This is a genomic window from Micromonospora inositola (assembly GCF_900090285.1).
In the GTDB taxonomy this organism is placed as follows: domain Bacteria; phylum Actinomycetota; class Actinomycetes; order Mycobacteriales; family Micromonosporaceae; genus Micromonospora; species Micromonospora inositola.
In genome coordinates this window covers 5,228,499-5,253,251 of record NZ_LT607754.1, presented here as the reverse complement: position 1 = coordinate 5,253,251, position 24,753 = coordinate 5,228,499, and the positions used below count along the sequence as shown (strand labels likewise).

Sequence of the window (24,753 nt, the reverse complement as noted above, 5' to 3'; positions counted from 1 at the left end):
TTGGATCGCTGTGCGTCTAGCATGCCAGGCGCAACGCCGCAATTCGCCGGCCGCGGCCCGTCGGCCCGACAGGCGCCTAGGGCGTACGGAGGACGAATTAGCCTCAGCCGGGACGAATTCCGCCGCGACAGGAATAACTTCCCTCGCAGCCCGTTCCGACCCGTCCGGCACGAATTGCGCTATTGCTGACGCGTTATTGGTCGCCGCACCGATCGCCCGCACGGGCGGCGGCTTCGGGGGATGGTCGTGCATTATTCGGCTCCACAATCAGTGATGTGCCCCGCACGTTGAGTCCGGCTCGTGTTAGCGTCGGATAAGGCGGGGTCGTGTAATGCGCGGCTCACGAGGGATAACCATCATCGCTCGTTCGGTGCCCGCCGGTACCAGGTGACCAGGCCCGGTGCGGGCCTCACGTCCGCCCGGCCAATTCGCGCGACATCCACCCCAGAGGAGGAATCGTGCAGGATCGGTTCGACAACCCGGGTCGTACCCGGTGGCGGCGGTTCGCCGCGATGATGGTCCCGGCCGCAGCCGTCGCCAGCGCGATCGTGTTCGGCATGGCCAATGGCGCGGTCGCGGCCTCGTTCGCGGTCTCCGGCCAGACATTCAAGACCTCCGCCTCCGAATTACGCGGCGAGGGCTATGTCCAGTTTGGCGGAGTCGCCGAAGAAATCGACGGCACGAAGCACCCCGTGGCCGTAACCGGCATCCGCAAGGCGGAGCTCTTCGACCTCTGCCAGTCGGTGAAAACGCCCGGTGCACCCGTGGTAATCACCACCACTGCCGGCGGCGGTGGCAGGCCCGCCACCGCGAGCGACCTGCTGATCGATGTGGAGTCGCTTGAGGGTGACGTGGTGTTCAAAAACATCAACATCGGACAGGACGCGTCGAGCCTCAAGGGCGGTCCCCCCGGCGCGACGGGCGACCGGAAGGAATTCGGCCAGCAGGCCGACAGCGTGAACATCAAGAATCTCCGCCAGGTGGCTCGCTCCACCCATGCTGGGACGTTCAACCTGACCGGACTGAAGTTGAAGGTAAACGTCGGCGCCGCCGCCAAGGAATGCTTCTGAGCTGACCACCGGGGCCTCGCGAAGGGCGCGCTCCACGGGCCCTTCCTGCCCTCGACCCCTCATCGGCAGGAGGCGTACATGACAACGGCCGAACCACCACAGTCCCGGCCGAACCTGGGCCGCGGCGCGTGGCGCGGCTTTCGCCGCTGGCGTCGGACCCGGCCGTTCTGGGGCGGCCTGCTCACCGCACTGGCCGGTCTGGAGATATTCGGCACCACCCAGAAGTCGGCCAGGGGTCTCACCTTCCAGATGGGACCGACCGGCTTCCTCTCCTGGCTGATCCCCACCATCCTGGTGACCTGCGCGCTGCTGATGTGGCTCAGGCCGCAGCAGCGGATCTTCTACGCCGTGGTCGCTGCGGTGACCGTGCTCTTCTCCCTGATCGGGGTGAACCTCGGCGGCTTCTTCCTCGGCCTGCTGCTCGGCACAGTGGGCAGCGCCCTCGGCTTCGCCTGGGTGCCGGGCCCCCCGACCGAACGGCCCGACGGCGGGCCGGCCGACGACGGGACGATCCGCGACGAATCGCCTGACGACGCGACAGAGCACGACCGATCGGCCGATGATGAAACGGTGCGTCGCGAGCAGAAGGCCGATGGTAGCCGTGACCTGCCGGCCAAAGACCCTGCTCCCAAGGGGCCGATCGCGAACAGCCGGCCCTCGTCGACGAGCTGATGTCGGGCGGGAACGGCATCGGGCCGCAGGTGACCCAACCGCCGCTCGCCGCGTGCGAGGAGACCGATGAACCCGGATGGTTGCGGCGAGCCGCGGAGCCGGAGGAGGCGCCGTCGATGTCCGGGAACCGCGATCCGCGGTTCTTTGCGGTGCTGCTCGGGCTGCTCGGCCTCTCTGCCGCCGCGGCGCTGGCCGCGCCCGACTCGGCGCGGGCGTGCGCCCCGGCCCCGCCGCTGGCCGGGGCGGCGCTGTCTCAGGCGGTGCTGGTCGGGGCGGCCACCCCCGCGCCGACGGCTCCCGCTGCCGACTGCGGCACCCCGAGGCTTACGCCGAGCCCCACCCGCAGCGTCGGGGTGGGGAGATGGCTGCCGCTGATCGCCGCCGAACCGGGTCAGCCGATGGTGGCGACGACCTCGTCGAAGCTGACCGGGTCGAAGGTGACGATGACGGGGCTGCGGTTCGAGGGCATCGTCGACCTGCCCACCGCCGAGGGCACCCTGAAGGTGTTGAAGTTCAGCACGGACCAGGCGGTCACGGACGACTTCCTGCTCCGCGCGCCCGGACCGGCGGGCCGGACGCTGCGCTACGCGGCACGCCGGTTGACCGTGGAGGGCGACGTCGCCTTCTACGTCACCCGTTTCGTCGGCCGGCTGCTCGGTATCGAGATCACGCTGGCGCCGAACCTGCCGCTGCCCGAATCCATCCCGATCACGTCGTCCAGCTCGATCACCTTCGCCGACCCCGCCATCGACCTGGCCTTCGTCACCAGCGACGTGCTGACCGCCCGGCCGAAGCTCACCCTCGACTGACCCCCCTCAACCACCCCAGCTGGGTGGGACCGGCGTTCCACGCGCCCGCACCACGGCCGGCAGTACAGGACCGGCGAGCTGTGCAAGCTCGTCGACGCGGCAGCGCAGCGGGCAGGTCCAGGCCCGAAGCCGCCACCAACCGGCCACGATCGCGTCTGCGCCGGCAGGGGAGTAGCCGCCGACCCGCCGCGTCCCGTGAGCAGCGCCCCGCGCACCTCGTCGGCCGTGGGGGAGAGCCCCCGGCTGACCCACCCGGCCGCGTCACCAGACCACCGCCGCGTACCGGGGCGTGCAACCCCGCACGCCCGCACGCGCACGAGCGGGATTTGCGCTCGCCGGCGCGGCACTTCTGGTCACCGCTGTCCTGACATGACGGTCACTCGACCATGAACATGGGCCGATCGGCCGGCCAGGCTGGTGGCTCGGGGACCAGAAGGCCTCGGTAGCTTCCCTGTCATGAGTGAGAGCACCTTCCGCTCGGTGGAGATCGAGCGCACCAGCGTCGGGCAGTACGTCGTGCGGAACGTCCGCGGCGGATCGATGTCGATGGGCACGGGCCAGGATGCCAGCTTCACGCCGGTGGAACTGCTTCTGGCGGCCATCGGCGGCTGCACCGCGATAGACGTGGACCACATCACCAGCCGCCGCGCCGAGCCGACTCAGTTCTCCGTCGAAGTCACTGGCGAAAAAATCCGGGACGAGGCCGGAGGAAATCGGATGCAGAACCTCATGGTCGAGTTCACCGTGACGTTCCCGGTGGGCGCGGACGGCGACAAGGCGCGCGAGGCGCTGCCTCGGTCGCTGCAGCAGTCGCACGACCGGCTCTGCACCGTCTCCCGTACGGTTGAACTCGGCACTCCCGTCTCGATCGTCGAGGCTGCCGGTTCCACCGGGAACTGAGGTCTCCGGGCGTCACCCGGGTGGTGTACGGGCGGCGAGGCGTTCGATCATGTCCCTTCTCATTCATCCTGAGCCACCTGAACCGCCCCTGACCTGCAGTGGCTCAAGATAGTGAGAACTGCCCAGCCGAAGCTCTTCTCATTATCTTGAGCCAAGTCCACGTCTTGCCGTCCGTCCGAGCTCGAGACGCTGGCCTCTATCGGCAATGGGACACGCTGTGGCAGTTACTATGCGTCACCTCCGCCAGGCGGTGGAAGGGTGCTGCTGGCGGCGTACGGCCAGCTGCACACGGTGGCCGCCGAGTACGTCAACCACCTCGCCGAGGAAGGCAAGGCCCCCAGCACCATCGACCGGGCGGTGGCGGCCATCGCGGTCGCCCATCGCTCCGCCGGCGCCGGACGGCTTGCCACCGACGCGGCCCGGGCCGTGCGGTGATGTCCAGGCCGGCCCACGTGGGCCGGCCTGGACATCACCGCGGTCCGTCAGCGTCATGTTGGCGGCGGGCCGCCTCAGCGGGCGCAGCTGACGCAGGTACGCGCGGACGGGCGTACCGCAAGCCGTTCCGTCGGGATCGGTGAGCCGCATCGCTCACACCTGCCGTACGTGCCCCCGTCCAGTCGTTCCTCGGCGGCATCCAACTCGGCGAGGCGTCGACGCGCGGCGGACAGCAGCGCGGCCACCTGCGCCCGCTCGAACGCGATGGTCGCGCCTTCAGGATCGTGTTCGTCGTCGGCGTTGGAGGAGCGGGAGGCGTCGATGACCCCGGTCAGGTCGCGGGTCAGTGCCGCAATCTGCAGCTCGGTCTCGTGCCGTGCGCGTTGCAACGCCTCCCGAGCGAGGGGCTGCGCCGTTCGACGAGTACGAATCCGGTCAGCACCAGGGCGGCGAGTGGAAGTGCAACGAGGGCCTGCGGGCTGGTCCAGCCCTGCTGGCCGCCCTCGATCACGCCGTAGATCAGCGCGAAGATGCCGGGGACGTCCAGGCGGCGGTCGGCGAAGCCGGGATGGGTGCGCTGCAGGAAGTGGCTGCTCTCGGCCCCGTCCAGAACCAGGTCCCGGTAGGTGTCGCGGCAGGACACCACGAGCGCGACGTGCGGATACTGGGCGACCGCCGACCGCAGGGCGGGCAGGTGAACGCGCCAGAAGTCGGCCGGCACGGTCTCGTTCAGCGCGTCGAGGACGATCAGAAATCGGCTGCCGGCGGTCGTTGCGGCCTCACCGGCGGCGTCCATCGCTAGCAGCAGAACGTCGGCACCGACGGCCGGCAGCCCCAGCTGGTCGGCGATACTCGCCCACAGGTTGCCCTGCCCGAGCTGCGCACCGGCAAGGAACACCGCGGGCCGACCACTGTCGAGCGCGCGGCCGGTGGCGTCGAGCAGCAGGTGCGTCTTGCCGGAGCCGGCCTGTCCGGTCAGGAAGTACGCCCGCCGCCGCAGTGCCCGGCCCGGCGACGACGCCAGCCACGGTCGTCGGCCGGAAGCTCACGGCGCGAGGCCTCGGCGGCGCGCTCGTAGTCGACCACCGCGTCCACCGCGTCGGCCTGTGATCGTGCACGAACAACCAAATACGCACATACACCGACAGTTGGGTGCGGCGGATGAGCCGACCCCGAGGAAGCCCTTCATCGACGCTGGCCTCGCGATGCACGATGGAGCCGCACAGTAGTGCGCGGGCCTCCGGCCCGTAGGCATGAAGCGAGGCTGACCGCAGGGATGTGAGGAGACTGCGACGTGGTTCGTGATCCGAATCAGGCTGTCACCGCACTGACTGGCGCCGCACATGGCTAGTGCGGTCGACATCGGCCTCGCCGCGGACGTGCGGCGGGAGGGCCGGACGCCCGAATTCCTTCGCGTGAGCCTGCTCGTTCCCGACGATCAGGACGTCGTGACCGTGCCGACCGGCACACCCATCGGCTCGGCCATCGACCTGATGCGCCGGCACGATTTCGACCAGCTGCCCGTGATGACAGTGAACAGCCACGTCGTGGGCACTTTCACATACCGGTCGTTCAGTCAAGGCCTGCGGCATCTTCGTGCGCAGGACGATCCGCTGAGCATGCCGGTCGAGGACCTGGTCGAGGATCTGAGATTCGTACGAGCGGCAGATGAGGTGAGCGCCGTCCTGGGATACATCGAGACCGACCGGGCCGTCCTGGTCGGCGACGAGGACCGGCTCCTGGCGGTAGTGACGGCCGCAGACGTGAGCGCGTTCCTGTGGCGCAGGACTCGTCCGTTCGTGCTCCTGCAGGACATCGAGCTGGCCGTGCGAGACCTGATGCGATCGTCCTGTACCGACGAGGATCTGGCGAGTGTCGTTTCGGCGGCACTGCCCGGCGGGAACGATGAGCGAGCCGCACGGCTGGAGGACTTGACCCTGAGCGAGCTGTTCACGGTGCTGCTGCATGGCACGAGCTTCGGCAGGTTCTTCAGGACCCGGTTCGGCAACAACCGGCATCTGGTCCGCGCTACCCTCGAACCGGTTCGGGAGATCAGGAACAAGGTGTTCCATTTTCGCGACGAGCTGTCGGCTGAGGAGCTCCAGCGTCTCCTCGATGTGGCGTCCTGGCTCAGACGCAAGATTCTGATCAGAGGCGGTGCCCGATGAAGCCGTTGTGGGGCTATCAACAGGAGCTGCTGGACCGCCTCAAGAATCCCCTGCGGCCGCGACATGCAGTGGTCACCGCGCACCCCGGAACCGGAATCCGCAAGGCCATCGAAGCGTACCTCGGCGAATTGCCCTCCGGCTCTGTCGCCCTGGTCCTGTGCCCTTACGCGGCCACGGTCGAGCAGTGGGCCGATCGTTTGCGAGCGAAGGATATCGCCGTCACCGTCCTGGATTCCGCGACGGTGGCGCTCCGGCTGCTCGAGGGAGAGCCCGAGCGCGGCGGCCGAGTGCTGGTGGCGACCTACGCGAGGGCCACCCACGGACCCACCAGCCTCGTCCTGTCGGAGGTGACCTTCGAGCTGATCGTGCACGACCAGCCGATGCCGGGCGTTACAAAGCAGGTCGATCGACTGCATTCCCGCGCGCGCTATGTCGTCGCGCTCGTCGATCCGCAGTCCACAGGCTTCTGGTCGGGTTGGCCATTGCTTGCCGACATCACGTTCGAAGACGCCAACCGTGAGGTGGGCCACCCGCTCTTCGTGAACGTTCCGTACGAGCTGAGCACCGAGGAGCGCCGACTGCGCCGTGAGGCAGTCGGTTTGTTGTCGGAGTACGCCGCACTCCGCAAGACCCCGCCCTTGGTGCCCAGCGACAGTCGGGCGGAGCTTCACGCCCGACTGTTGACCGTTGCCTCCGGCGCGACGCCCGACGTCGGCGCGGCTGGAGACAAGCGTTCACCACGGGATGACGATCTCTCCGACAGGGCGTGGAGGCTCCTGGATCAGATCGAGGGTTCGCAGGACGTGGACCCCCGCCTGGACGCGCTCGACACCATCCTCGACCGACACCTTAGGGTCGGCGTCTCCTGCTTCATCCTCTCGTCCACTCCGATGGACGCCAGGTACATCGCCGACCACCTCGCCGGTGCGGGACGCAAGCCGCGCGCCGTGCTCACCGCGGAGGATCCGCTGGCCGAGCGGCGGTCCAGCCTCCAATCGACCGGCCCGGGAGACATCGTCGTGGCAACCCACGGGGCCTGCGCGTTCTTCGAAGGATGGCCAACCGGCTCCATCGTGATCTCGTGGTCCTCCAGGAACCACCGGGAACTCCGCGACGTGCTGACCACCTTGGACGAGGCGTCCGGAGTCGCGGTCTTCCGGCTCACGGCGCAGAACCCGTCGGCTGACACCCCTCGCCCTCCCGGTCGGTCTTCGGGGTGAACGCCGTGTGGGCGAGGACCCGATCCGGTCCGGTCGGCGACGACGGACACGTCCGCGAAGTGCGGGTCTCGTTCGATGCTGACGCGGATCAACGGGCCGCATCCTCCACAGTGGCCGCCACTGAGTAAGCCTTCCCGGCTGGACCGACCGCCGCGGGCGAGCAGATCTGGCTGAGGCGACGTCCCAGGTCGACCGCAAGCTGTCGTGGACGAAGCTGCGCGTCGACCGGCCCGGACCAGGCTCCCGCTCCGGAAAGCGCCCACTGGACTTGACAGGTTCCGGGATCTCAACGAGACCATGTCTGCGTACCACCCATCCTGTCGCGCGCTACACCCTGCCTGCGGAGGGGCACCCATGTACGGACATGACTCTGCTGTCCATCCTGATGTCCGTATTGCGCTTCCCGATCACCGGTGCATCGGCGCCGGAATCTGCCTGGTTTGCAAGACCGTTAAGGAGTGGCAGCGTGCCGAAGGCGGCAGGACCTGGACCCTCTCACGTGAGGACCGGGCCCGTCTCGCCGTTGCGATCATGAAAGCCGCGGAGGATGCCGGCAACCCGATCACGCAGGTCCATGTCGCGCGGATGCTCAACGTGCACAAGTCACAGATTTCGCGCGACATCCGGGACCTCATCCCGGACAGCGAGGGCCGGAATGCGTTCGACCGCCGGCGCATCGAGGGAGCCAGCCACGGCGGTGCGCGTCAGAAGCGCAAAGATGTCGAGCGCGTCGCCATGATGCGCCAGGATCTCGGAACGATCCTCGCCCAGCGACTCACTTCGACGGATGACGAGATGCGCCTCATCCTGTCAGACGCGATGGTGGAAGAGATCCGCGCGTTGCGGGACCTCTGCAACACGGCGCTTGTCGGCGCCGGCATGCTCAGCTAACACGACCAACGATGGCACGCGCCACATCGGCGCGCCGCAAGGGCGAGGCCGCGGACGCCTGGACATCTGCGGCCAGGGGTATCGGTAACAACGGGCGTCGGGTCACCATGGGCTAGGCGAGGAGCGAGGTTGATCGTCTGCGGGATCGTGAGCTTGGAGCACGCCTGGTCGGCTCAGGTAGAGGCGGCGGAGGAACTTCTCGCTGTATGGATCGTCAGGTAACGGAGGGTGGCGTTGGTCGTCGATCCACGTTCGCAGCCGTCGGTTACCTCGCGCTATTCCGCTGGGTTTTGTCTTCCGGTCGATTTCGTCGTGGAAGCGCTCGCGGTCTTCGATCTGTCTGGACAACGCCATCCGGCGCCAGAACGGTGAGGAGATTACGGTGAGGATGTTGACTACCTCGGGGTACTGGGCAGCGTATACGTAGGACAACGGTAAGGACTCTGCTTGCTCCCGTGCGAACAGGCGCTTCATGCGATCGTTGTGAGGTGACAGCGCCAATGGGTCCCGAGAAACCCAATGTTCGACCTCGCAGGCGTCCAAGTAGTAGAAGCTGACTCGTGCATGACCGAGCCGGCGGATGCGCCGCCGGAGCCGGACCTGCGCCCGGGTGATCTCGGGAAAGTCGGAGACGTCGAGCTGGTCGTGGGGATGCCAAACGCCCCGCCCGACCCATAGCTGATGGCGGATGCAGACGCTGTAATCGCACCTGGCCCAGATAGTGACCTGGCCGATGATGCCCTTGGCGGCCGCGCAGAGTCGGCACCATGGGCGTTGTCGGTTGGGTTGGCCGGCTACGGTCTGTCCGATGAATGGCCGCGCTTCTCGCTCCGGGAGCCGCAGCCTCATCTCCGGCAGCGCATGGGCTAAGCTCGCCGCGGCGAACCCGCTCACTGACGCCTGGGAGTCAAGTGAGACGAGCTGATTACGCCGCCTGTCGTGGCGCTTGGTCGTGGTCAGGTAGTCGACGAGGTGATCCCGGGACAGGTGGTTGTTGGCTGCGAGCCGGCCGATGTACGACTCGAGCGTCTCGTCGTGCACGGGAGGGACGCGGCGCGGCAGTCGTCGAAGTCTTCCCCTAAGCCAGCTGTCGGTAGCCTGAGTCATCGACGTGAACTCGTGCGGCGGGCTGACGAGTCGGCGGCGTGATCGATCCGAACCTTGTCCATCGCAGCCTCGGTGATGGCTTCGGTTCCGCTGAGGATGGCGCGGATCGCTGCGGCGCGGATGAGGTGGGACAGGCTGCCGATCATGCCGCCGGTGCGGTGGTGGAGGTATTTGGCCAGCATGGTCAGCGAGCCGGGCTCGTGGTGGTGCAACCGCAGGGCGCTCTCCATGCCGGCAACCAACTGCTTCCACTCGTCGTGGTAGGGGAATGGCCCAGTGTTGACAAGGACGCAGCGTCCGGCGAGCTGTTTGCCGCGAACCCCGGTGAACATGCCGGACCGTTCGATATCGATGCCGGCATAGATGAATGTGGCGGGCAAATGCTCGGTGAAGTACTTCATGTGGTCCGAGTAGTCCTCGCCAACCGTGGTCGCCATGTTGATGTTGTGCAGCTCATCAACAATGACGATGTCGCAGTGGACGTCGATCAGGATTTGACAGACGGCATCAGCGATGTCAGTCGCGTTGGCGCGGGAGGTAATCGCGGGCAGGCCGAGGAACCGCGCAAACTCCATTGCCAGTTTGCGTGGTGAGCCTTTCGGTGGAGCGGTCACGTAGACCACCGGAATCCGCTCAGAGCCGGGGAACCGGGCTCGGACGCGCAGCTCGTGGAGCCGGCCCAGCTGTTTGATCGCTGTTGTCTTGCCGGTGGCGGCCGCACCGGAAACGATCAGCCCGCGGCGAGCGCCGTTTTCTCTCTGGTTCAGCAGCGTCAGTAACCGGCCCTCGTTGGTGATCTCCTGAATCGCGGACGTCGTGACCACGACGAGTTCAGCGTGGTGCGCGATCCTCGCCTCGTCATATACGGTGCGCTCATGCTCGGTCAGCGCTGACCAGTCGCTGTCCGGCAGCAGTTCGAAGTCGGTCGAATCGACCTCCACGAAACGCCGCCAGCCTTCCACAGTGGTGGTGGGTTGCCGGCGATCCTCTAGTTGGTTGACCGCGGTCAGAACCGCCACTTTCGGGCCTCCTTGCGTGCGTCGAACACGGGCAGCGGGATGACCTTTGCCAGCGGTTCGTCGGGGCTGTTTCCGGCCGCAGCTACATCCGGCGCCTCACCGACGTCCTCGTCCTTCGGCGCTGGTTCCGGTCGTGGACCTGAGGGCGAGTTGGTTGCGCGAGTTCTTCCGGCGACTCGCCGATCCCTCTTGGCGGTCCTGGGCGGCTGCTCAGGACCTTGCTCCGCCCGGTCCAGCAACTGTGCCGCGGCCTGAGCGATCTCCGCCTCTGTCGCCTTGTCCTGGCCTCGTTGTCGCAGGATGCTGCGGGCGTGCTGCCAGGCCAACTCCCCAAACGGCGCGGGAGAACTCCGTAGATGTTTCCAGGGAACGGTGATCCAGCCACCGTGATGGTGGTTCCGGACCCAGATGCGGGTGACGTCGTAGGGATCGTAGTGGACCTCCCACAGCCCCTTCTTCGCCGTGACGCCGGAGTGCGCGCGGCGGTAGTCGTTGAGCGCACCTTTCTTGTCGTCGTAGGTGCGCCGGTTGAGTTTGATTCCGGAGGGGGTGATGGCGCGCCAGGCGACGGGAAGTAGCTCCACGTAGTCATCTGCGCTCAAGGGAACAGGTACATACCCGGCGACCTCGACGAGCGCGGCATACTGCTCGTTCGGCGTCAGGGCCTTGTCCGGGGTAAGTGGATGCCGGAGCCCGTCATGTGGCCTGTTGTGCCAGACCGTCACGATCCACTCGTCCAGCAGCGCCTGCAGCTCAACGATCGACCACACCGCGTCCTGGTCGGCATTCTCACCGCGATGCTCGACGCTGCGCCCGACGTAGCCGGCGACGTACTGAGCGAACAGGGTGCCCAGTGAATCGAAGCTGCGTTCGACGACACCCTTCTCCCACGGCGAGCCCTCATGGGTGGGCTGGAAGTTGATCCCCATCGCCCTGCAGGCAGTTCGGAACGTCTGCGAAATGTACGCCTTTCCGTTATCGCAGACGATGTTCTCAGGAACGATCACCGGCCGGCAGGCCGCATGCTCCAGCCGCTCGTCGAGCGCGGTAAGGCGGCGATGCGGCAGCACCGAGCGTGACAGCCGCACCGCGTCGGCCCAGCCCGGCCGCATGGGCTCCGGAGTCAGTGCTCGAGCCAGCAGGACCGCCGCGTCGGCGGCTTTGGTCGTGGGTCGCAGCACCGCCGCCGGAATGCCTCGGGTGCCAAGGTCCGCCATCCACGTCAGCTCCGCACGGTCGACCATACCGTTGTCCAGGACCACCCGGACATCGATCGGAGTGGAGTCGATCTGCACCCACTCGCCGGGTCTGACGGCCGACACCGAGCCAAACGGGCCCTGCGGGGCCTTTGCCTGCGATCGGCGGGTCTTCGCCGAGCCGAACGTGTGCTTACCCCGCGAGAGCCGGGTGACCAGGCGGTAGAAGGTCGCAGGCGATGGCAGATCGGGGGCGGACGTACCGTGCTGGGCGGCGAGGATCTGTGTCACCCGGCGGCGCAGCCTGGTCACCGTTCCTGTCGAGCGGTTGGTTTCCTCGGCGATCGCCTGCACGGTCGCGGCGACAATCCGTTCGTCGACCCTACCGGTGGGGCCGGCTGGTCGAGCCAGGCGCCGGTCGACCAGCCCCCACAGCCCCTGCTTTTCGTAGGCCGATCGCAGCCGTTTGATCGTAGGGAAGCTGACGCTGTGCCCCGCTGCCTGCAACTCGGTCAGCTTGGCTAGCTCACGCTGACGCAGCGAGTGCCGGCGCGGATCGTACTCGGGCTTGGGCGCCGATTCAGGCGGCGTATCCGGCGCAACGCCGGTCAGTAGTTCTATGAGGTGCTGCTCCCACCACAGTGCTTGCTTCACCGCGGACTCGGGCAGCCCGTCCAGAAGACCCGCGGGTGGTAGCGGAGCGGGACCGCGTGGCGAGGACACCCACTCCAGGTCGCGGCCGGTAAGCACCTCGGTGAGCGGCATGGTGGTTTCCATACCGACGATGTCCGCCAGCCGTACTCCGGTACCGGTTACGGACGTCACCGTGTACAGGGAGCCCCTCAACCGAATCTCGTCCCCGGTGCGCAGCATTCGGGGTCGAGACACGGTCATGGCTGCTCACCGCCACCGCGGACCAGCGATCCTTCCCACAAGGGCGTAGTGGCCAGGTCGGTCCGAAGCACCTGCCGCCAGAGCAGATGAAACAGCGTGGGAAGCACGGCAATCGGATCCCCGACGTGACGGGCGCCTTCCATCAGCGCCGCGCCGTCAGCAAACACCCGCCTCAGGTCGGCCGCCCGGCCCGGGTCTAGGCAGCGAGGATGCCGGTACCCAGACAGCCATCGTAGGTTCGCCGTCAGCACGCCATCCATCTCGCCGACCCGCCGGAATTCCCAGCCGACGGCGTCGCATGCCTGTGTGATCGCATCCCAGGCCGTCAGATCGTCCAACTCGACCTGATCGCCCGGCAGCACGTCGATCAGCACTGCCGTCCCGTCATCCAGCCGTGCGAAAAGGTCCGGCGTATGGGTACGGGTCTTGCCATCGTGCCGCCATGCAAGCCGAAACGGTCGCGAGGCCAGCCCTATCACAGCCGGGTCAAAGTCCAACGCCATGACGTGATCCCGCTCCAGCCACGACTCGTAGCTGACGTGATCAGATGTGGTCGCCAACCACCACAACCCAGAGAAGCTCTTCTTCCCGCGATAGGAAGCCAAACTGCGGATCGGAAGGGCAGCCTCAAAGGGCTGATTCCAGCACTGGATTAATGGCTCCTGGAATTCTCGGCCTTCAGAGTCGATGAAATTGACGTCGAAACGTTCGGGCCCGTAAAGGCGCTTGTCAGAGGTGGCGGCAGTCGCTGGCCCATGCCCCGACCTCCTTCCTCTCAAGCGCCTCGGCGGACCGGCAATGCCAGACTTCGTGGACCCTCGGTCGGTGCTCATCCTCGTGAGACCGGCCGCAGACGATGACGGGCTCGCTGCAACCGAGCTCTGTAATGCTCGGCCTGCCGCCTCAAGTCGAAATCTTCCTGGTCAGATGGTTGGGTAATCAGGAGCCCCGCAACAAACCTGCGCTTTGAGGGGTGGGTCTCAGGGTTGCGGACGCATGGGCTGCACGTTGGCCCAAGTCCAAAGTCGAACCCTCCGCCGCCAAGCCACCGTACGGGACGATGACGCCCTGCGTTGTCCAACTCAACGGCCACGTTGAAGGCATTGCGACACCGGCAGTGCGATGCCCCGACAAGGTCTCTGGGGTGCAAGCGCAACGCTCCTGGCGCCCAGGTGATGCGAGCTAGAACGCGATAGATTCGCTCAGCGCCCTGCCTAGATCCAGGTAACGTCGGCCGATTGAAGGCCATGACGCGATTATTGCTGCTCCCCTCGTTGAGAGCAACGCCAGCGACGGAACTCGCCGCACCTTTCCAAGTCGAGCATATGAATGGTATCAATTGGTAGGGGTATCATTTGGGTGCGACACCCGGCGTCATGCCTGGGGCCGCCGCCCGCCAAACGCCTGCGCTGGAGCGTCGCTTCCCGACTAACTGATCAAGTTCGGGCCGAGCCCGTCCCTATGTACCGGATCAGGGCCTGAAGCCTGCAGCCCACGTTCCGTGACAGAGCAGGTGGGGCCCGTTTCTGTGGTCGCGCGAAGCGCACCAGGACCTCGCTGGCACCAGCCGGCGGCCGACGCCCTAGCCGAGCTGTTCTCGTTGCAGGACGAGTTCACTGCCCGGCTCGCCGCGGAACCGGACACCACGGCGATGCACATCCCGGTCGTGTGACGCGGCCAGCGTCAGCACCCACAGCTTGATCCCAACAATGCACTCTCAGCAACGATTGACACTCATCGGGAGCGCCCGGACGCCCTGCCGCAGCGACGAACCACTGAGAGCCCCGCCCGGCCGGCGGCAGATGCGGATGTCCAGACCTGAGTTCGTAGGCCCCGGGCCTAGGCTGGGCCGCCATGAGTGAAGGACTGCTCAACCAAGTCGTGTACACCGACTACGGCCGGCTGACGTTGGAGTGGGGCGAAGAGATCTGGGACGGCGACGCTGACCGATTCTTCAAGGACCAACAGAACGGGCTCGTCGGCGCGGCGGTCCCCGACAACGTCGTGATCATGCTTGCCCGTCGGTCAGGCGGTTCCGTCGTACGCATCGTGCTGGAGGCCACCGAGCCAAGAGTAAGTGCCGACTGGGAAGACGTCGTCGAGGCATCGTTCGACTTGCCCCCAGGTCGCGTGATGCGATGGTCGACCTGGGCGGGCGAGTCCGGCGGGCCGCTTGCCGTGCCGCCAGGGCAATACCGTCTGAGAGTGTCGGCCACGGGTCGGGACGCCGGCGCGCAGGGCGAGTTTGCCGATGAAGTGGTCGATAGGTATCTCATCGAAGTCTGGCCTGCGCCGGCGACGCCAGATGCTGTACTTCGCGTGGGCAGCGACGACGCCGGCTACTGGCATCAGACATGGGGAAGTCGCCGCTGAGCCGCCTCACCAGTCTTCTGGACGGGCCGGCCAGGGGCTCTCGGGGGCAGGGCTCCAGAGAACGGTGTCTGCTCGAAGACTCCAGGATGGTGGTCCGCTGCTCCGGCGGGCCGCGGCCACGGCCTGGGCAAGGTTCTTGACTGCCCTCACGACCCATCCGCTTCTTGGCTACGTCCGGATGCGTGCACCCGTGAGCTGGTTACCTTGCGTGACGAGCGCTTCGCGGCAGATCCGGATGCCGGTCATCGGCTGGGCGGCTCGAACCGGAGGTCGTTCACCGCAGCACCATCGAATCACCGCAGCATGATAATGATCGATTCGTTGTCAGCGGACATGCCCGCAGCGCGATGGTGAAAAACGACTTGACAGCGGAGATATTCTGATCCTCCGTACTTTCGGCGGACCGTGAGTCGCGAGGGGGCCCTGCCCTCTCGACACTCAGGAGCCGCAATGCGCCGGGCGCCCGCCCTCTCCTTTCTCCTCGTCACCGTCTTCCTCGACATGCTCGGGCTCGGCCTGATCGTGCCGATCGTGCCGGCCCTGATGACGGCCGTCACCGAGGACGCCACCGCCGCTGTCCGCTGGTCCGGCCTGCTCGGCTCGATCTACGGGCTGCTGCAGTTCGTCGTCTCGCCGCTGCTCGGACGGCTCTCCGACCGGTACGGCCGGCGTCCCGTCCTGCTCGCGTCGCTGACCTGCCTCGGCGTCGACTGGCTGGCCCACGCGATCTCACCCAGCCCTTGGACACTCTTGCTGTTCCACGCCCTCGCCGGTGCGTGCGCGGGTACGAACACCGTGGTTAACGCGTACATCGCGGACGTCACGGAACCCGAGTCGCGGGCCCGCGCGTACGGGCTGATCGGCGCAGCGTTCGGGCTCGGCTTCGTCGCCGGCCCGACCATCGGCGGCCTGCTCGGCGCCGTCGACGTACGCCTGCCATTCTTCGCCGCGGCCGCGCTGTCCTTCGCCAACGTCGCCTACGGCTGGTTCGTCCTGCCCGAGTCGCGGCCCGGAGAGCGGACGACCCCGCTGACCCTGCGGATGGCGAACCCGGTCGGCTCCCTCGCCGTCGTCCTGCGCCGACCGGTGCTGGGGCGGCTCGCGTACGCCCGCTTCTGCGCCGACGTCGCCCGCATGACCCACCAGTCGATCTGGACGTTCTTCCTCACGTACCAGTTCGCCTGGAACACCGCGCACATCGGCGTCGTGATGGCGGCGGGCGCGCTCGCCGGCGCGGTCTTTCAGGCCTGGGCCGTCGGCCCGGTCGTCCGCCTGCTCGGCGACAAGCGTGCCGCGGTGGCCGGCAGCCTGCTCGGCGTCGCGTCGCTGGTAGGTACGGCGTCCGTGTCCGTGCCGTGGATGCTCTACCTCCTGCAGGCGGTCGGCGTGCTCGGCTCGGTCGGCGGTGCGGCCGCGCAGTCGTGGATCTCTCGCAGCGTCCGGGCCGACGAGCAGGGAACCGTGCAGGGCGCGCTGACCGGAATCGGTGCCGTTGCGGAGACCGTGGTGCCGCTTGCGGCCGGCGCGGCGTTCGGGTGGTCGCTCGCGTACGCCTCACCGGGTTTGGTCTACGTCGGAGCGGCCGCTTTCGCGGCCGTGTCGGCGCTCCTGCTGGCCGCAACGCCCGATGTCCGGACAGTACCGCTCAGATAAACCGTCGCGGTCAATGCGCTCGTCTCGGGATGCACAGGATCCCGAGACGAGCGCCCGATGACCGCAACGCATGCCACTCGACGCACTCAACTCGGCATGTGCGTATGCCGGCCGAGTCGGCACTTCGTGACGCCGCGTAGCGCGCGGATCGCGGCATGACAGTGCGTTCGCCCGTGAAAGAGTTGCTGTCATGGCAGCTGCAGCGACTCCGGGCCGCGAGGTGGTACTCGAGACGGGTCGCCTGTTGCTCAGACCTTGGCGGGTAGCCGAGGCTGTCGTCCAGCGTGAGCTGTGGTCCGAACGTGATCCACGAGTGCCGCCGCACCGCCGAATCGACGCGGATGGACACCCCACGGTCGCGGAGCTCGAGGATTGGATCCGCACCAACCAGCCATCGTCGATCGGGTTGCTGGCGGTCGAGCGGAAGGCCGCTCGTGACGTCATCGGCTACTGCGGGCTGATCGACGGCGGACGAGGATCGGAAGGGGAACCGGAACTGGCGTTCGAGCTGCTACGCCGAGTCTGGGGTCAGGGATACGCGACCGAGGCCTCGTTGGCGGTTCTGGACTGGGCGAGATCATCCGGCTACGAACGTCTGTGGGCCACGGTCTGGGACTGGAACACCGCTTCTCGCCGTGTGCTGGCCAAGGTCGGGTTCACCGAGACCGAGCGGAAGGAAGTCGACGCGGTCTACGGGACCACCCTGTTCGCCACGAGACGGCTCTGACACACCCGATGTTTGGCCTTGAGGACGGCTCCGACCAGCGACGGCAGGCGTCAGCTGTCCCGTTCCGAATTCGTGCTGCCGTAGTGGTGCCCGTGATCACTCAAAGTCGAAGTGAGAGACATCCAGTATTCGGCAGATCCGCTTGTCGTAGTCGCTAGGTTCCGGAGGCCATGTAGGCGGCGAGGATGTAGTTGGGGTGCCGGTCGAGGTTCTTGCGGGCGCGGTCGTAGCGCATAGTGGTGCGAGGGTCGGCATGACGGGCGGCGATCTGTACGTCGCGCAGGCTCACGCCGGCGTCGAGCATGGTGGTGACGAAGGTGTGGCGCAGCATGTGCGGGTGCATCCTCGGCATCCGGATCCCGGCGCTGGCCGAGAGGTGCTTGAGCCGGCGGGTTGCCGCGTGCCGGTCATCCGCGCCCCGAGGGTGTTGCGCAGGATCGGGCCATCGAGGCGGCCGTCGACCGCCCGGTCGACGGCCCTGGCCACGGCGGGCGGAAGCGGGATGAGGACGATTTTGCCGCCCTTGCCGTGCACCCGCAGGACGCGGTGGCCGTGTTCCTCGCCGATGTCGCCTATGTTGGCGGCGCAGGCTTCGAATATGCGCAGCCCGAGCAGGCCGAGCATGGCGATCAGCGCGAAGTCGTTCGGGTTGGCTGACTGCCGTGCGGTGGTGATCAGGGCTTCGAACTGTAGGTGGCCCACCCCGAGAGTGGGTGATTCGGGTGGCACGACCGGTCGGCGGACGTCGGCTGGTGAGTGCGGCAGGATGCCGTCGATGACGCAGACGCGGTAGAAACCGACCACCACCGACAGCCGGCGGGAAACGGTCGAGGGCTGGAAGCGGCGTGCGTCCTGCAGCCAGCGCACGTACCGCTCGATCTCCACGCGAGCAACCGGCAGCGGGTCCAGGTCCTGGTTGGCGCACCAGGCCAGGAAGACGCGCAGGTCGGACTCGGTGTGCAGCCGCGAGTCACCCCGGTACCGACCGAGGTAGGCAGAAACCGCCGCACGGAGAACAACACCATCAGGAGAGACGACACCGGGACCGGAAGCGGGAGAGGTAGTCATACATCACGGTGCGTTACCGCTCGCAGTCAGTGTCAACGCCCTCTGCGCGGCAGTTGAGGATGCTCGTCGTGACGGGGGTCCCGGCCCCAGTTGCTTAGCTGTCGAACCAAACAACCAGCCGTACGTTGTCGTCGCCATTCTGCTCGGCAAGATCGCGCATGGTGTCCAACAGCGCGCGCAGCTGCGGGTCGGTACGCAGCACGTCGCCGTGGGAAAGGCGCTCCACCCGCCACATTCGGTCGGCGGCACGCCATTCGGTTCCCTCCGGGTAGCTGCTGCCCCGGGGATCGGCGTGCTCGCCGGCCACCGCGCGCCAGGCTCGCCCGTGGTGGCCGGCCTTGCCGTTGAAGAGCGGCCCTTCGCTTGTCAGCTTGTACTCATGGATCCGGTCGTCCACGCGGGGCGCTCGCGCCCTCCAATCGATGCAGGCCAGCTGCGTCCATGCCACCCAGGTGTGACCGTGTTCGCTGTCTGCAAGCTGGAGACCAAGCAGGTCGGCACTGGCGTTTTCCGGCAGGCCACGGCCGGGCGCGACGGGTTCGAACCCGGCGTAGTTCCGTACGCCGAACAGCAGCCCGAGGGCGTCGTAGTGGCGAGGTAGGGCATCCAAACTGACGTCGGCCAGCATCCAGGGTGAACCCGGACCGTGCGGCCGGATCTCCACCCCGCCAGCGATATCGGTACCCACGTCAGCTCGCCTTTCGTCCGCGGTGGCCAGAACCGTGCCCAGCGCAGAGGGATCCCACAGTCGGCCACGCGAGGACGATACGCAAAGCCCCGGCGATCGCGCTCTTCTCGGCAGGCTTGCGCATCAAGTGCCACCGCACGTTCCCTCACGTACCGTGACAACCCGGTCGGCGGCAGATGTGCGCAGTCGCTGGTCAGTTGACGGTCACGACGACCTTGCCGAGGGCGCGTCCGTTACCCACGTGGGCCAACGCCTCGGGCACCTCGTCGAGCGTGAAGGTGCGGTCGATGTGGATGGCGAGGTCGCCCGTGGCGCAGAGGTCGGCCACCGGTTCGAAGTGCGTCGGCCCTTCCTTGACGGCGAGCACGCCCAGGCGGCGGTGCGTGAGCCGGCCGGCCACCGCGCCGATCGTCAGTACGCGCAGCAGCGCCGGGACCGATCCGCCGACGCACCGGTAACGGCCGCCGGGGGCCAGTGCCCGGCGGTAGGCGAGCACCGACCGGTGCGCGACCAGATCGAGGATGAGGTCGTATGGGCCGCTGCGGGTGAAGTCCTGGCTGCGGTAGTCGATCACCTCGTCGGCGCCGACCGACCGCATGAAGTCGAGCTTGCCCGCGTTGTCGACGCCGGTCACCTGGGCGCCGAGTCGCTTGGCGAGCTGGATTGCGAATGAGCCCGACCCTCCGCCAGCACCGTTGATCAGGACCCGCTTCCCGGCTGCGGCGCCCTCAGTTCCCTGCCACGCGATCACGCCCGCCTGCGGAATCGCCGACGCCTCGGCAAAGGTCTGTGCCGCGGGTTTGCGGGCCAGCACCGACTCGGGAGCGATCGTGTACTCGGCGAAACCGCCCTTGAGCATGAGGTTGTCGCCGTACACCTCGTCACCGGGTCGGAACCGGGTGACGGCCGGGCCCACCGCATCGACCCATCCGGCGATGTCCGAGCCGAGGGTTCGGCGTGCCGGGGAGCGCAGCCCACCAATGCGCGAATACAGTGGCGAGCCTTGGAGGGTCTCCCAATCGCTCAGGTTGACCGAGGTCGCCGCAATCTTGACGAGCACCTGCCGGGCAGCGGGACGGGGCTTGGGGACGTTCTCGATCCGCAACACGTCAGGAGGCCCGTACCGGTCGTACACGACCGCTCTCATCCGCGTACCCCTAGCCCTTGGTGGAAGTAGGCCAGCCGCAGTACCCGAGGCGTCCAGGGCCAGCAGGCTACGCCTTTGGTAGCACACAGAGACGAACGGCTGACCCACAAGGAGGCTGCCGGCGACGGCGGAGTAGGTGCCCGGGGGCTCGGGTGGTGGCCGGTCGAGGACGAGCGATGAGTTCCGGTGCCGAGTCGTGTCTACTCCAGTGTTGAGCGGAGGGAGAACGTGATGAGCGAAGCTGAAGTTCTGATGGAAGGCATCGTTTTCGGCGAGTCACCGCGCTGGCACGACGGGCGAGTCTGGTTCTCCGACTGGGGCGCCAACCAGGTGATCGCGCTTGACGCCGACGGCAGCCAGGAGGTGGTGGCAACCGTCGCGTCGTTTCCGATGTGCATCGATTTCCTGCCTGACGGGCGGCTGCTCGTCGTGGACTCGGCACAGCGTCGGTTGCTGCGCCGTGAGCCGGACGGGTCGCTGGTCGAGCATGCTGACCTGTCCGCGGTCTCGGACAAGCCGTGGAACGACATCGTGGTCGACGACCGGGGCAACGCCTATGTCAACAGCATCGGTTTCGACTTTCCCGGGGGCGAGTTCGTACCGGGGCTGGTCGTGCTTGTCACCCCCGAGGGTGACGTCGAGCAGGTAGCCGACGACCTCGCGTTCCCCAACGGCATGGCGATCAGCCCGGACGGCGCGACCCTGGTCGTTGCCGAGTCGTACGCAAACCGGCTTACTGCCTACGACATCGGCGGCGAGGGGGTCCTCAGCAATCGACACGTGTGGGCAGAGACTCCCGCCGACCACCCCGACGGAATCTGCATGGACGCCGAGGGCGCCGTCTGGTACGCCGACGTCGGCAACCAGCGCTGTGTTCGGATACGCGAGGGCGGCGAGGTGCTGGCCACCGTCGGCTTTGATCGCGGCGCCTTCGCCTGCGCGCTCGGCCGCGGGCGGGACCCGCGGTTGTTCGTCGTCGGCCAGACGTGGGGTGGATCGGAACCGTCGCAACCTAGCGGGAGGCTGGTGGCGTTCCCGGCGCCCGCACCGGGAGCCGGGAGACCTTGACCCGGCCAGGTCCGGCGCAGGTCCGGCATGGCGCTGCCACCCTTGGGCCCATGTTGAGCCAGCCCTTTCGCTGACACGCCCGAGCCGCCGTACGTTGCGGTGACCTTCACTTCCACTCGCTCGGATGGCGACCACGGGATATGCGGCGATGGTCGCGTCCATGGAGGCCCTCGCCACGGAACAACCCGGGTTCTTGGGCATCGAGTCTGCGAGGGGACGGCCTAGGGATCACAGTGTCCTACTGGACGGATCAAGTGGCGGCGCGCGGCTGGAAGCAGGTGGCCGCGCATTTGGTCGCTCAGCGACGAGGCGGCGAAGTTTGGTACGAGGACTACCGCGTACGAGTGGCTACGGTTGAGCGCGAGTACAACATGGGATCATCGTCGACCGATAGTGACCCTCTGATTGCGGTAGAAGCTGGTCCCGCTTGTTCTGGGTGCTATCCGAGCGGTGCAACGCGGAGATCACGGGTCCCTCGGTGCTGGTCACGGCGCCTGGCTGTCGTGGATCGCCGAGGGTGGCACCGGCTCCTTCTACGAGCCCCTGCGCTGGCCCGGCTGGCGAAAGAAGCGGGTCTACCCGTTTCTGTGGTCACACGAAGCGCACCAGGACCTCGCTGGCACCAGCCGGCGGCCGACGCCCTAGCCGAGCTGTTCTCGTTGCAGGACGAGTTCACTGCCCGGCTCGCCGCGGAACCGGACACCACGGCGATGCACATCCCGGTCGTGTGACGCGGCCAGCGTCAGCACCCACAGCTTGATCCCAACAATGCACTCTCAGCAACGATTGACACTCATCGGGAGCGCCCGGACGCTCTGCCGCAGCGATGAACTACTGAGAGCCACGCCCGCTCGGCGGCAGATCCGGATGTTCGTCGGACGCTTCGCTACCGCATCCCCCGTGGCCAGCGCATCTTCTACGTCGGTCCGATGGGGCACCGCGCCGGGCCATCTGGCGTGATGAGGGCGCACCACCAGCGGTATGAGCGTGCGATGTGGGCGCGGCAAGGGGGCATGGCCATCGCCGGAGCGGGGAACTCCGTCGATGGCTGTGGTATGCGAGCGATCAGCCGGTCACCGGTCGCGGTGCCCGTCTGGCACGCCTCTGCCGTAGTCGCGCACGCCACCACCATGGTTCCAGCGGGAGCATGCCGAGCATGAAGGCGCCCAAGAACGCGGCGAGGAATCCGGCAGGGGTCTTCCACCCTTGGGTGTCGGTCTCCTGATAGATCTGGGCGAGGCTTCCGGTGTCGCGTGCTCGTACCGTGTCACCGATCGTGCCCCCGGGTGGCAAGCCTCCGTCAAGTTCCATGTGCCGCCGAACCACCGTGCCGTCGTCGCTGACGAAGTCACCGAACCAGCCGCATCGGTGCCGTGGTGGCGGATTGTGGTCGCAGGACATGGGTTCCGTGAGGGTGAATGTGCCGGTGTGGCCGCTGCCGTGCGCTGCTTGCCATGCTGATATGAGCATCACCGTTGACCCGCAGGCACCGCAGCCGCCGATGACCACCCATGCGATCGCAATGACGATCAGCAGCGGGGGGCTCGGAGGGGGCGGCTTACTCATGTGCGCACCGTAGGCGCTCGTCACCTGTGCCAGCAGTCACCACGGCGACTAATCCTGGGGTACCGGCCCCGTGCCGATCCCCTACTGCCGTCGACCGAACATCCTCAACTCGGCACGTCCGGACGGCATCCAGGCCAGCTCGGCGTGACGCTGCATAGGGCGCGGATTGCGGCAGATCCGGATGCCCTATCATGATCGGTGTTGTGCGTTATGGGCAGCGCGATTGTGGATAGTCATCCTGCAAGACCGATGGTTCCTAATGATCACTCCGTGTGCGGGTTGCGAACCGTTGGCGGGGTGTCAGCGACGCATGTTGACCCGGATGCCACCGAACACCGCTCGACCGAACGAACTGACCCGGCCGCGGCGCTTTAGTTCATTGAGCAGCTCTTCGGTCCCGTCCCGTTCCTTCAACTTCGGACGGTGGCCACCGACCCTGGTGAGCGGTTCGTACTCGTCGCCGAGCGCCAGAAGAATCTGGTCCAACACCGGCAGCTCGATGTCAGGGAGGTGGGGTTCCAGCAGACTCAGGATGTGCTCGGCGGGCGCTCCGGCTTCGCTGAGCTTCACCAGCAGCTCCACCGAGACGGTATTGCCCTTGGCCGCCCACTCGCAGATCGCGATCGCGCCCTGCCTGGACAACCGGCCGTGTACGTACTCCGCGTCGTCGGCGATTGCCCGCTTGACGGCCGGTGCCACATGTCGACTCCGCATGATCTTGGGCAGGTCGTCGCTCGATAGCGGTAGCTCGCACACGTAGGACGCCAGGCATTTCGACACCGCGAAGTACTCCTCGCGGAACGCGAACGGGCTACCGCCCACGCGCGCATAAGTCTCGGCAGCATCGGGCACCAGTTCGGCGGCCAGCAGCGCCGGGAGCAGCTTGAGCCCGGCGCCGGTCAGGCGTTCGCGATCTAGACCGCCGGGAAGCTTGAGCTGCTCCACCAGCCCCACCCTCACCGCCGGGTCTAGGTCCTCGGCATGAGCCAGCGCATACCCGAGGTCGTACCTGGATTCCTCCTCCACCTCATCGACCTCGGTAAGGTCGAGGCTGTTCAGGATCTTCATCAGTTCCTCGCTGACGCCGAACTTTGCTACGAACTGGCTCACGTTCCAGACGGTCGGCGCGAACCGGCTCGCCGATACCACCGCGGTCCATGCCGTACTGTCGAGTTCCTCCAGGTCGGCCACCTCGCACGCCTCCGACGCACCCTTCGCGACCGGCAGCAGCGCCGATTCGGCAGCGCCGGCGACGTCATTTAGCACCGCGACGAACTCCTCCGAGGCATCGACGGTCACTTCGTCGTCCTCGCGGGCATGGAGGTAGCCGTCCAGGTTGTCGAGGATGTGCTGGTAGACGGTCGCGTTGGTTGCCTTCACCACGTCAAGGGCCAGCGGGGTGCCTTCACCGAGTGCCGCGGACAGGTTCGCCCGTGTGACCGGGTACAGGCTATCCGTGACCACCGCCTTGCGCTGTGCGTCTCCCAGCACCGCGAGGTCGCTGACCTGGGCGCCGAGACGACGAACCAGGACCGCCACGTCAGCGGCCTGTGATGTCTCCACGGCCCCGACAAACGCCTGCATCTGGGCGTAATGCTCCGAGAGGAACTCCGCGACCCGGTCCGAGGAGTCGTAGTCGACGCCTGGATCAGCGCTGCGGACAGCGGCATCGACGAGCGCGACGGCCGCCGAGAGGTCGATCGGTGCTTTCTCGACCAGATGGACGAACGCGCCCTTCCAGCGAGGAGCCATTTGGCTTACGAAGCGTTCCCTGGACGCGCCGTCCGTAAGGTACGCGTCGATGAAGGAGGAGTCGGTCCCGGCGCGCATGACGAGCGTGTCGAGTGCCTTGTCGAGCCGCTCGGGGCGCGTGGGCAGGTAGTGGTCGAAGACCTGGAGGTTGAAGACGCTCTCGCCGTCGAGGAAGCGGGCACCCATCTCCTTCTCGACCGCGTCGACGGAGGCAGCCTCGTCGAACCGGAAGCGGTGGTCTGCGCGGTCGGCCTGGACGCAGTGGAGGATGAAGTTCATCGCGCTGACGCTGATGGCGATGCCGTGGTAGTCCGAGCAGTACAGGGTGAA

General features: G+C 67.0%; 23 protein-coding genes and 1 pseudogene. 12 read left to right on the top strand and 12 right to left on the bottom strand.

What is annotated here, in order from left to right; translation table 11 throughout:
* The first annotated feature begins 458 nt into the window (after positions 1-458).
* From GA0070613_RS25030 to GA0070613_RS32380, 4 genes and pseudogenes are all read left to right on the top strand, one after another.
* Positions 459-1,070 carry a DUF6230 family protein gene (locus GA0070613_RS25030; RefSeq protein WP_089014519.1) on the top strand — a complete coding sequence of 204 codons (612 nt, stop codon included), beginning with the start codon at positions 459-461 and terminating at the stop codon, positions 1,068-1,070.
* A gap of 78 nt (positions 1,071-1,148) precedes the next feature.
* Positions 1,149-2,551 (top strand): annotated as a pseudogene (locus GA0070613_RS34520) (DUF6114 domain-containing protein).
* Positions 2,552-3,007: 456 nt separating this feature from the next.
* Complete coding sequence (locus GA0070613_RS25020; RefSeq protein WP_089014518.1) at positions 3,008-3,451, top strand: OsmC family protein; 444 nt, start codon at positions 3,008-3,010, stop codon at positions 3,449-3,451.
* Between the two features lie 258 nt (positions 3,452-3,709).
* Positions 3,710-3,886, top strand: a complete 177-nt coding sequence (locus tag GA0070613_RS32380; protein ID WP_157746527.1) for a PIN domain-containing protein — start codon at positions 3,710-3,712, stop codon at positions 3,884-3,886.
* 74 nt (positions 3,887-3,960) lie between these two features.
* On the opposite strand, the gene GA0070613_RS25015 is transcribed toward GA0070613_RS32380, so the two are convergent.
* A complete protein-coding gene (locus tag GA0070613_RS25015; protein WP_089014517.1) occupies positions 3,961-4,275 on the bottom strand; it encodes a TraR/DksA family transcriptional regulator in 315 nt (104 codons plus the stop codon).
* Positions 4,230-4,784, bottom strand: a complete 555-nt coding sequence (locus GA0070613_RS25010; protein WP_089014516.1) for a hypothetical protein — start codon at positions 4,782-4,784, stop codon at positions 4,230-4,232. The genes GA0070613_RS25015 and GA0070613_RS25010 overlap by 46 nt, the downstream gene beginning before the upstream one ends.
* 445 nt (positions 4,785-5,229) lie before the next feature.
* On the opposite strand from GA0070613_RS25010, the gene GA0070613_RS25005 reads away from it, so the two are divergent.
* The 3 genes from GA0070613_RS25005 to GA0070613_RS24995 all read left to right on the top strand — a co-directional run bounded on the left by GA0070613_RS25005 (position 5,230) and on the right by GA0070613_RS24995 (position 8,165).
* A complete protein-coding gene (locus tag GA0070613_RS25005; RefSeq protein WP_089014515.1) occupies positions 5,230-6,054 on the top strand; it encodes a CBS domain-containing protein in 825 nt (274 codons plus the stop codon).
* Positions 6,051-7,274: a DEAD/DEAH box helicase gene (locus GA0070613_RS25000; protein WP_157746526.1), complete on the top strand. Its 1,224-nt coding sequence runs from the start codon at positions 6,051-6,053 to the stop codon at positions 7,272-7,274. Before GA0070613_RS25005 ends, GA0070613_RS25000 begins: the two co-directional genes overlap by 4 nt.
* 354 nt (positions 7,275-7,628) lie before the next feature.
* Complete coding sequence (locus tag GA0070613_RS24995; RefSeq protein WP_157746525.1) at positions 7,629-8,165, top strand: hypothetical protein; 537 nt, start codon at positions 7,629-7,631, stop codon at positions 8,163-8,165.
* Between the two features lie 102 nt (positions 8,166-8,267).
* Here the strand turns inward: GA0070613_RS24995 and GA0070613_RS24990 are convergent, their stop codons facing one another.
* From GA0070613_RS24990 to GA0070613_RS24975, 4 genes are all read right to left on the bottom strand, one after another.
* Positions 8,268-9,272 carry a TniQ family protein gene (locus GA0070613_RS24990; protein ID WP_089014512.1) on the bottom strand — a complete coding sequence of 335 codons (1,005 nt, stop codon included), beginning with the start codon at positions 9,270-9,272 and terminating at the stop codon, positions 8,268-8,270.
* Positions 9,269-10,291, bottom strand: coding sequence for a TniB family NTP-binding protein (locus GA0070613_RS24985; protein WP_089014511.1), 1,023 nt, complete (start codon positions 10,289-10,291; stop codon positions 9,269-9,271). Before GA0070613_RS24985 ends, GA0070613_RS24990 begins: the two co-directional genes overlap by 4 nt.
* The gene (locus tag GA0070613_RS24980) at positions 10,279-12,264 is read right to left on the bottom strand and encodes an integrase (RefSeq protein WP_231929451.1); all 1,986 of its coding nucleotides are present in this window, start codon (positions 12,262-12,264) and stop codon (positions 10,279-10,281) included. The genes GA0070613_RS24985 and GA0070613_RS24980 overlap by 13 nt, the downstream gene beginning before the upstream one ends.
* A 113-nt stretch (positions 12,265-12,377) precedes the next feature.
* Positions 12,378-13,214, bottom strand: coding sequence for a TnsA-like heteromeric transposase endonuclease subunit (locus tag GA0070613_RS24975; protein WP_197698981.1), 837 nt, complete (start codon positions 13,212-13,214; stop codon positions 12,378-12,380).
* 1,021 nt (positions 13,215-14,235) lie between these two features.
* Between GA0070613_RS24975 and GA0070613_RS24970 the strand changes: the two genes are divergently transcribed.
* From GA0070613_RS24970 to GA0070613_RS24960, 3 genes are all read left to right on the top strand, one after another.
* Positions 14,236-14,754, top strand: a complete 519-nt coding sequence (locus GA0070613_RS24970; protein WP_157746523.1) for a hypothetical protein — start codon at positions 14,236-14,238, stop codon at positions 14,752-14,754.
* A gap of 450 nt (positions 14,755-15,204) precedes the next feature.
* Complete coding sequence (locus GA0070613_RS24965) at positions 15,205-16,407, top strand: MFS transporter (protein ID WP_089014508.1); 1,203 nt, start codon at positions 15,205-15,207, stop codon at positions 16,405-16,407.
* A gap of 190 nt (positions 16,408-16,597) precedes the next feature.
* A complete protein-coding gene (locus GA0070613_RS24960) occupies positions 16,598-17,134 on the top strand; it encodes a GNAT family N-acetyltransferase (RefSeq protein ID WP_089014507.1) in 537 nt (178 codons plus the stop codon).
* 154 nt (positions 17,135-17,288) lie between these two features.
* On the opposite strand, the gene GA0070613_RS33720 is transcribed toward GA0070613_RS24960, so the two are convergent.
* The 4 genes from GA0070613_RS33720 to GA0070613_RS24945 all read right to left on the bottom strand — a co-directional run bounded on the left by GA0070613_RS33720 (position 17,289) and on the right by GA0070613_RS24945 (position 20,037).
* On the bottom strand, positions 17,289-17,486 hold the full coding sequence (locus GA0070613_RS33720; RefSeq protein ID WP_231929449.1) for a tyrosine-type recombinase/integrase: 198 nt from the start codon (positions 17,484-17,486) through the stop codon (positions 17,289-17,291).
* Positions 17,420-18,019, bottom strand: coding sequence for a tyrosine-type recombinase/integrase (locus tag GA0070613_RS24955; protein WP_231929447.1), 600 nt, complete (start codon positions 18,017-18,019; stop codon positions 17,420-17,422). The genes GA0070613_RS33720 and GA0070613_RS24955 overlap by 67 nt, the downstream gene beginning before the upstream one ends.
* Positions 18,020-18,296: 277 nt before the next feature.
* Entirely contained in the window at positions 18,297-18,890 is a 594-nt protein-coding gene (locus tag GA0070613_RS24950) for a hypothetical protein (protein WP_157746522.1), read from the bottom strand.
* Positions 18,891-19,083: 193 nt separating this feature from the next.
* Entirely contained in the window at positions 19,084-20,037 is a 954-nt protein-coding gene (locus GA0070613_RS24945) for an NAD(P)-dependent alcohol dehydrogenase (RefSeq protein WP_089014505.1), read from the bottom strand.
* 231 nt (positions 20,038-20,268) lie between these two features.
* Between GA0070613_RS24945 and GA0070613_RS24940 the strand changes: the two genes are divergently transcribed.
* Both GA0070613_RS24940 and GA0070613_RS34515 read left to right on the top strand, forming a co-directional pair.
* Positions 20,269-21,105, top strand: coding sequence for an SMP-30/gluconolactonase/LRE family protein (locus GA0070613_RS24940; RefSeq protein WP_089016178.1), 837 nt, complete (start codon positions 20,269-20,271; stop codon positions 21,103-21,105).
* Between the two features lie 450 nt (positions 21,106-21,555).
* Entirely contained in the window at positions 21,556-21,750 is a 195-nt protein-coding gene (locus tag GA0070613_RS34515) for a DUF2625 family protein (RefSeq protein ID WP_197698979.1), read from the top strand.
* A gap of 420 nt (positions 21,751-22,170) precedes the next feature.
* Here the strand turns inward: GA0070613_RS34515 and GA0070613_RS32375 are convergent, their stop codons facing one another.
* Both GA0070613_RS32375 and GA0070613_RS24925 read right to left on the bottom strand, forming a co-directional pair.
* Positions 22,171-22,671: a hypothetical protein gene (locus GA0070613_RS32375; protein WP_157746521.1), complete on the bottom strand. Its 501-nt coding sequence runs from the start codon at positions 22,669-22,671 to the stop codon at positions 22,171-22,173.
* A gap of 300 nt (positions 22,672-22,971) precedes the next feature.
* On the bottom strand, positions 22,972-24,702 hold the full coding sequence (locus tag GA0070613_RS24925; RefSeq protein WP_089014503.1) for a hypothetical protein: 1,731 nt from the start codon (positions 24,700-24,702) through the stop codon (positions 22,972-22,974).
* Between the last annotated feature and the right edge of the window lie 51 nt (positions 24,703-24,753).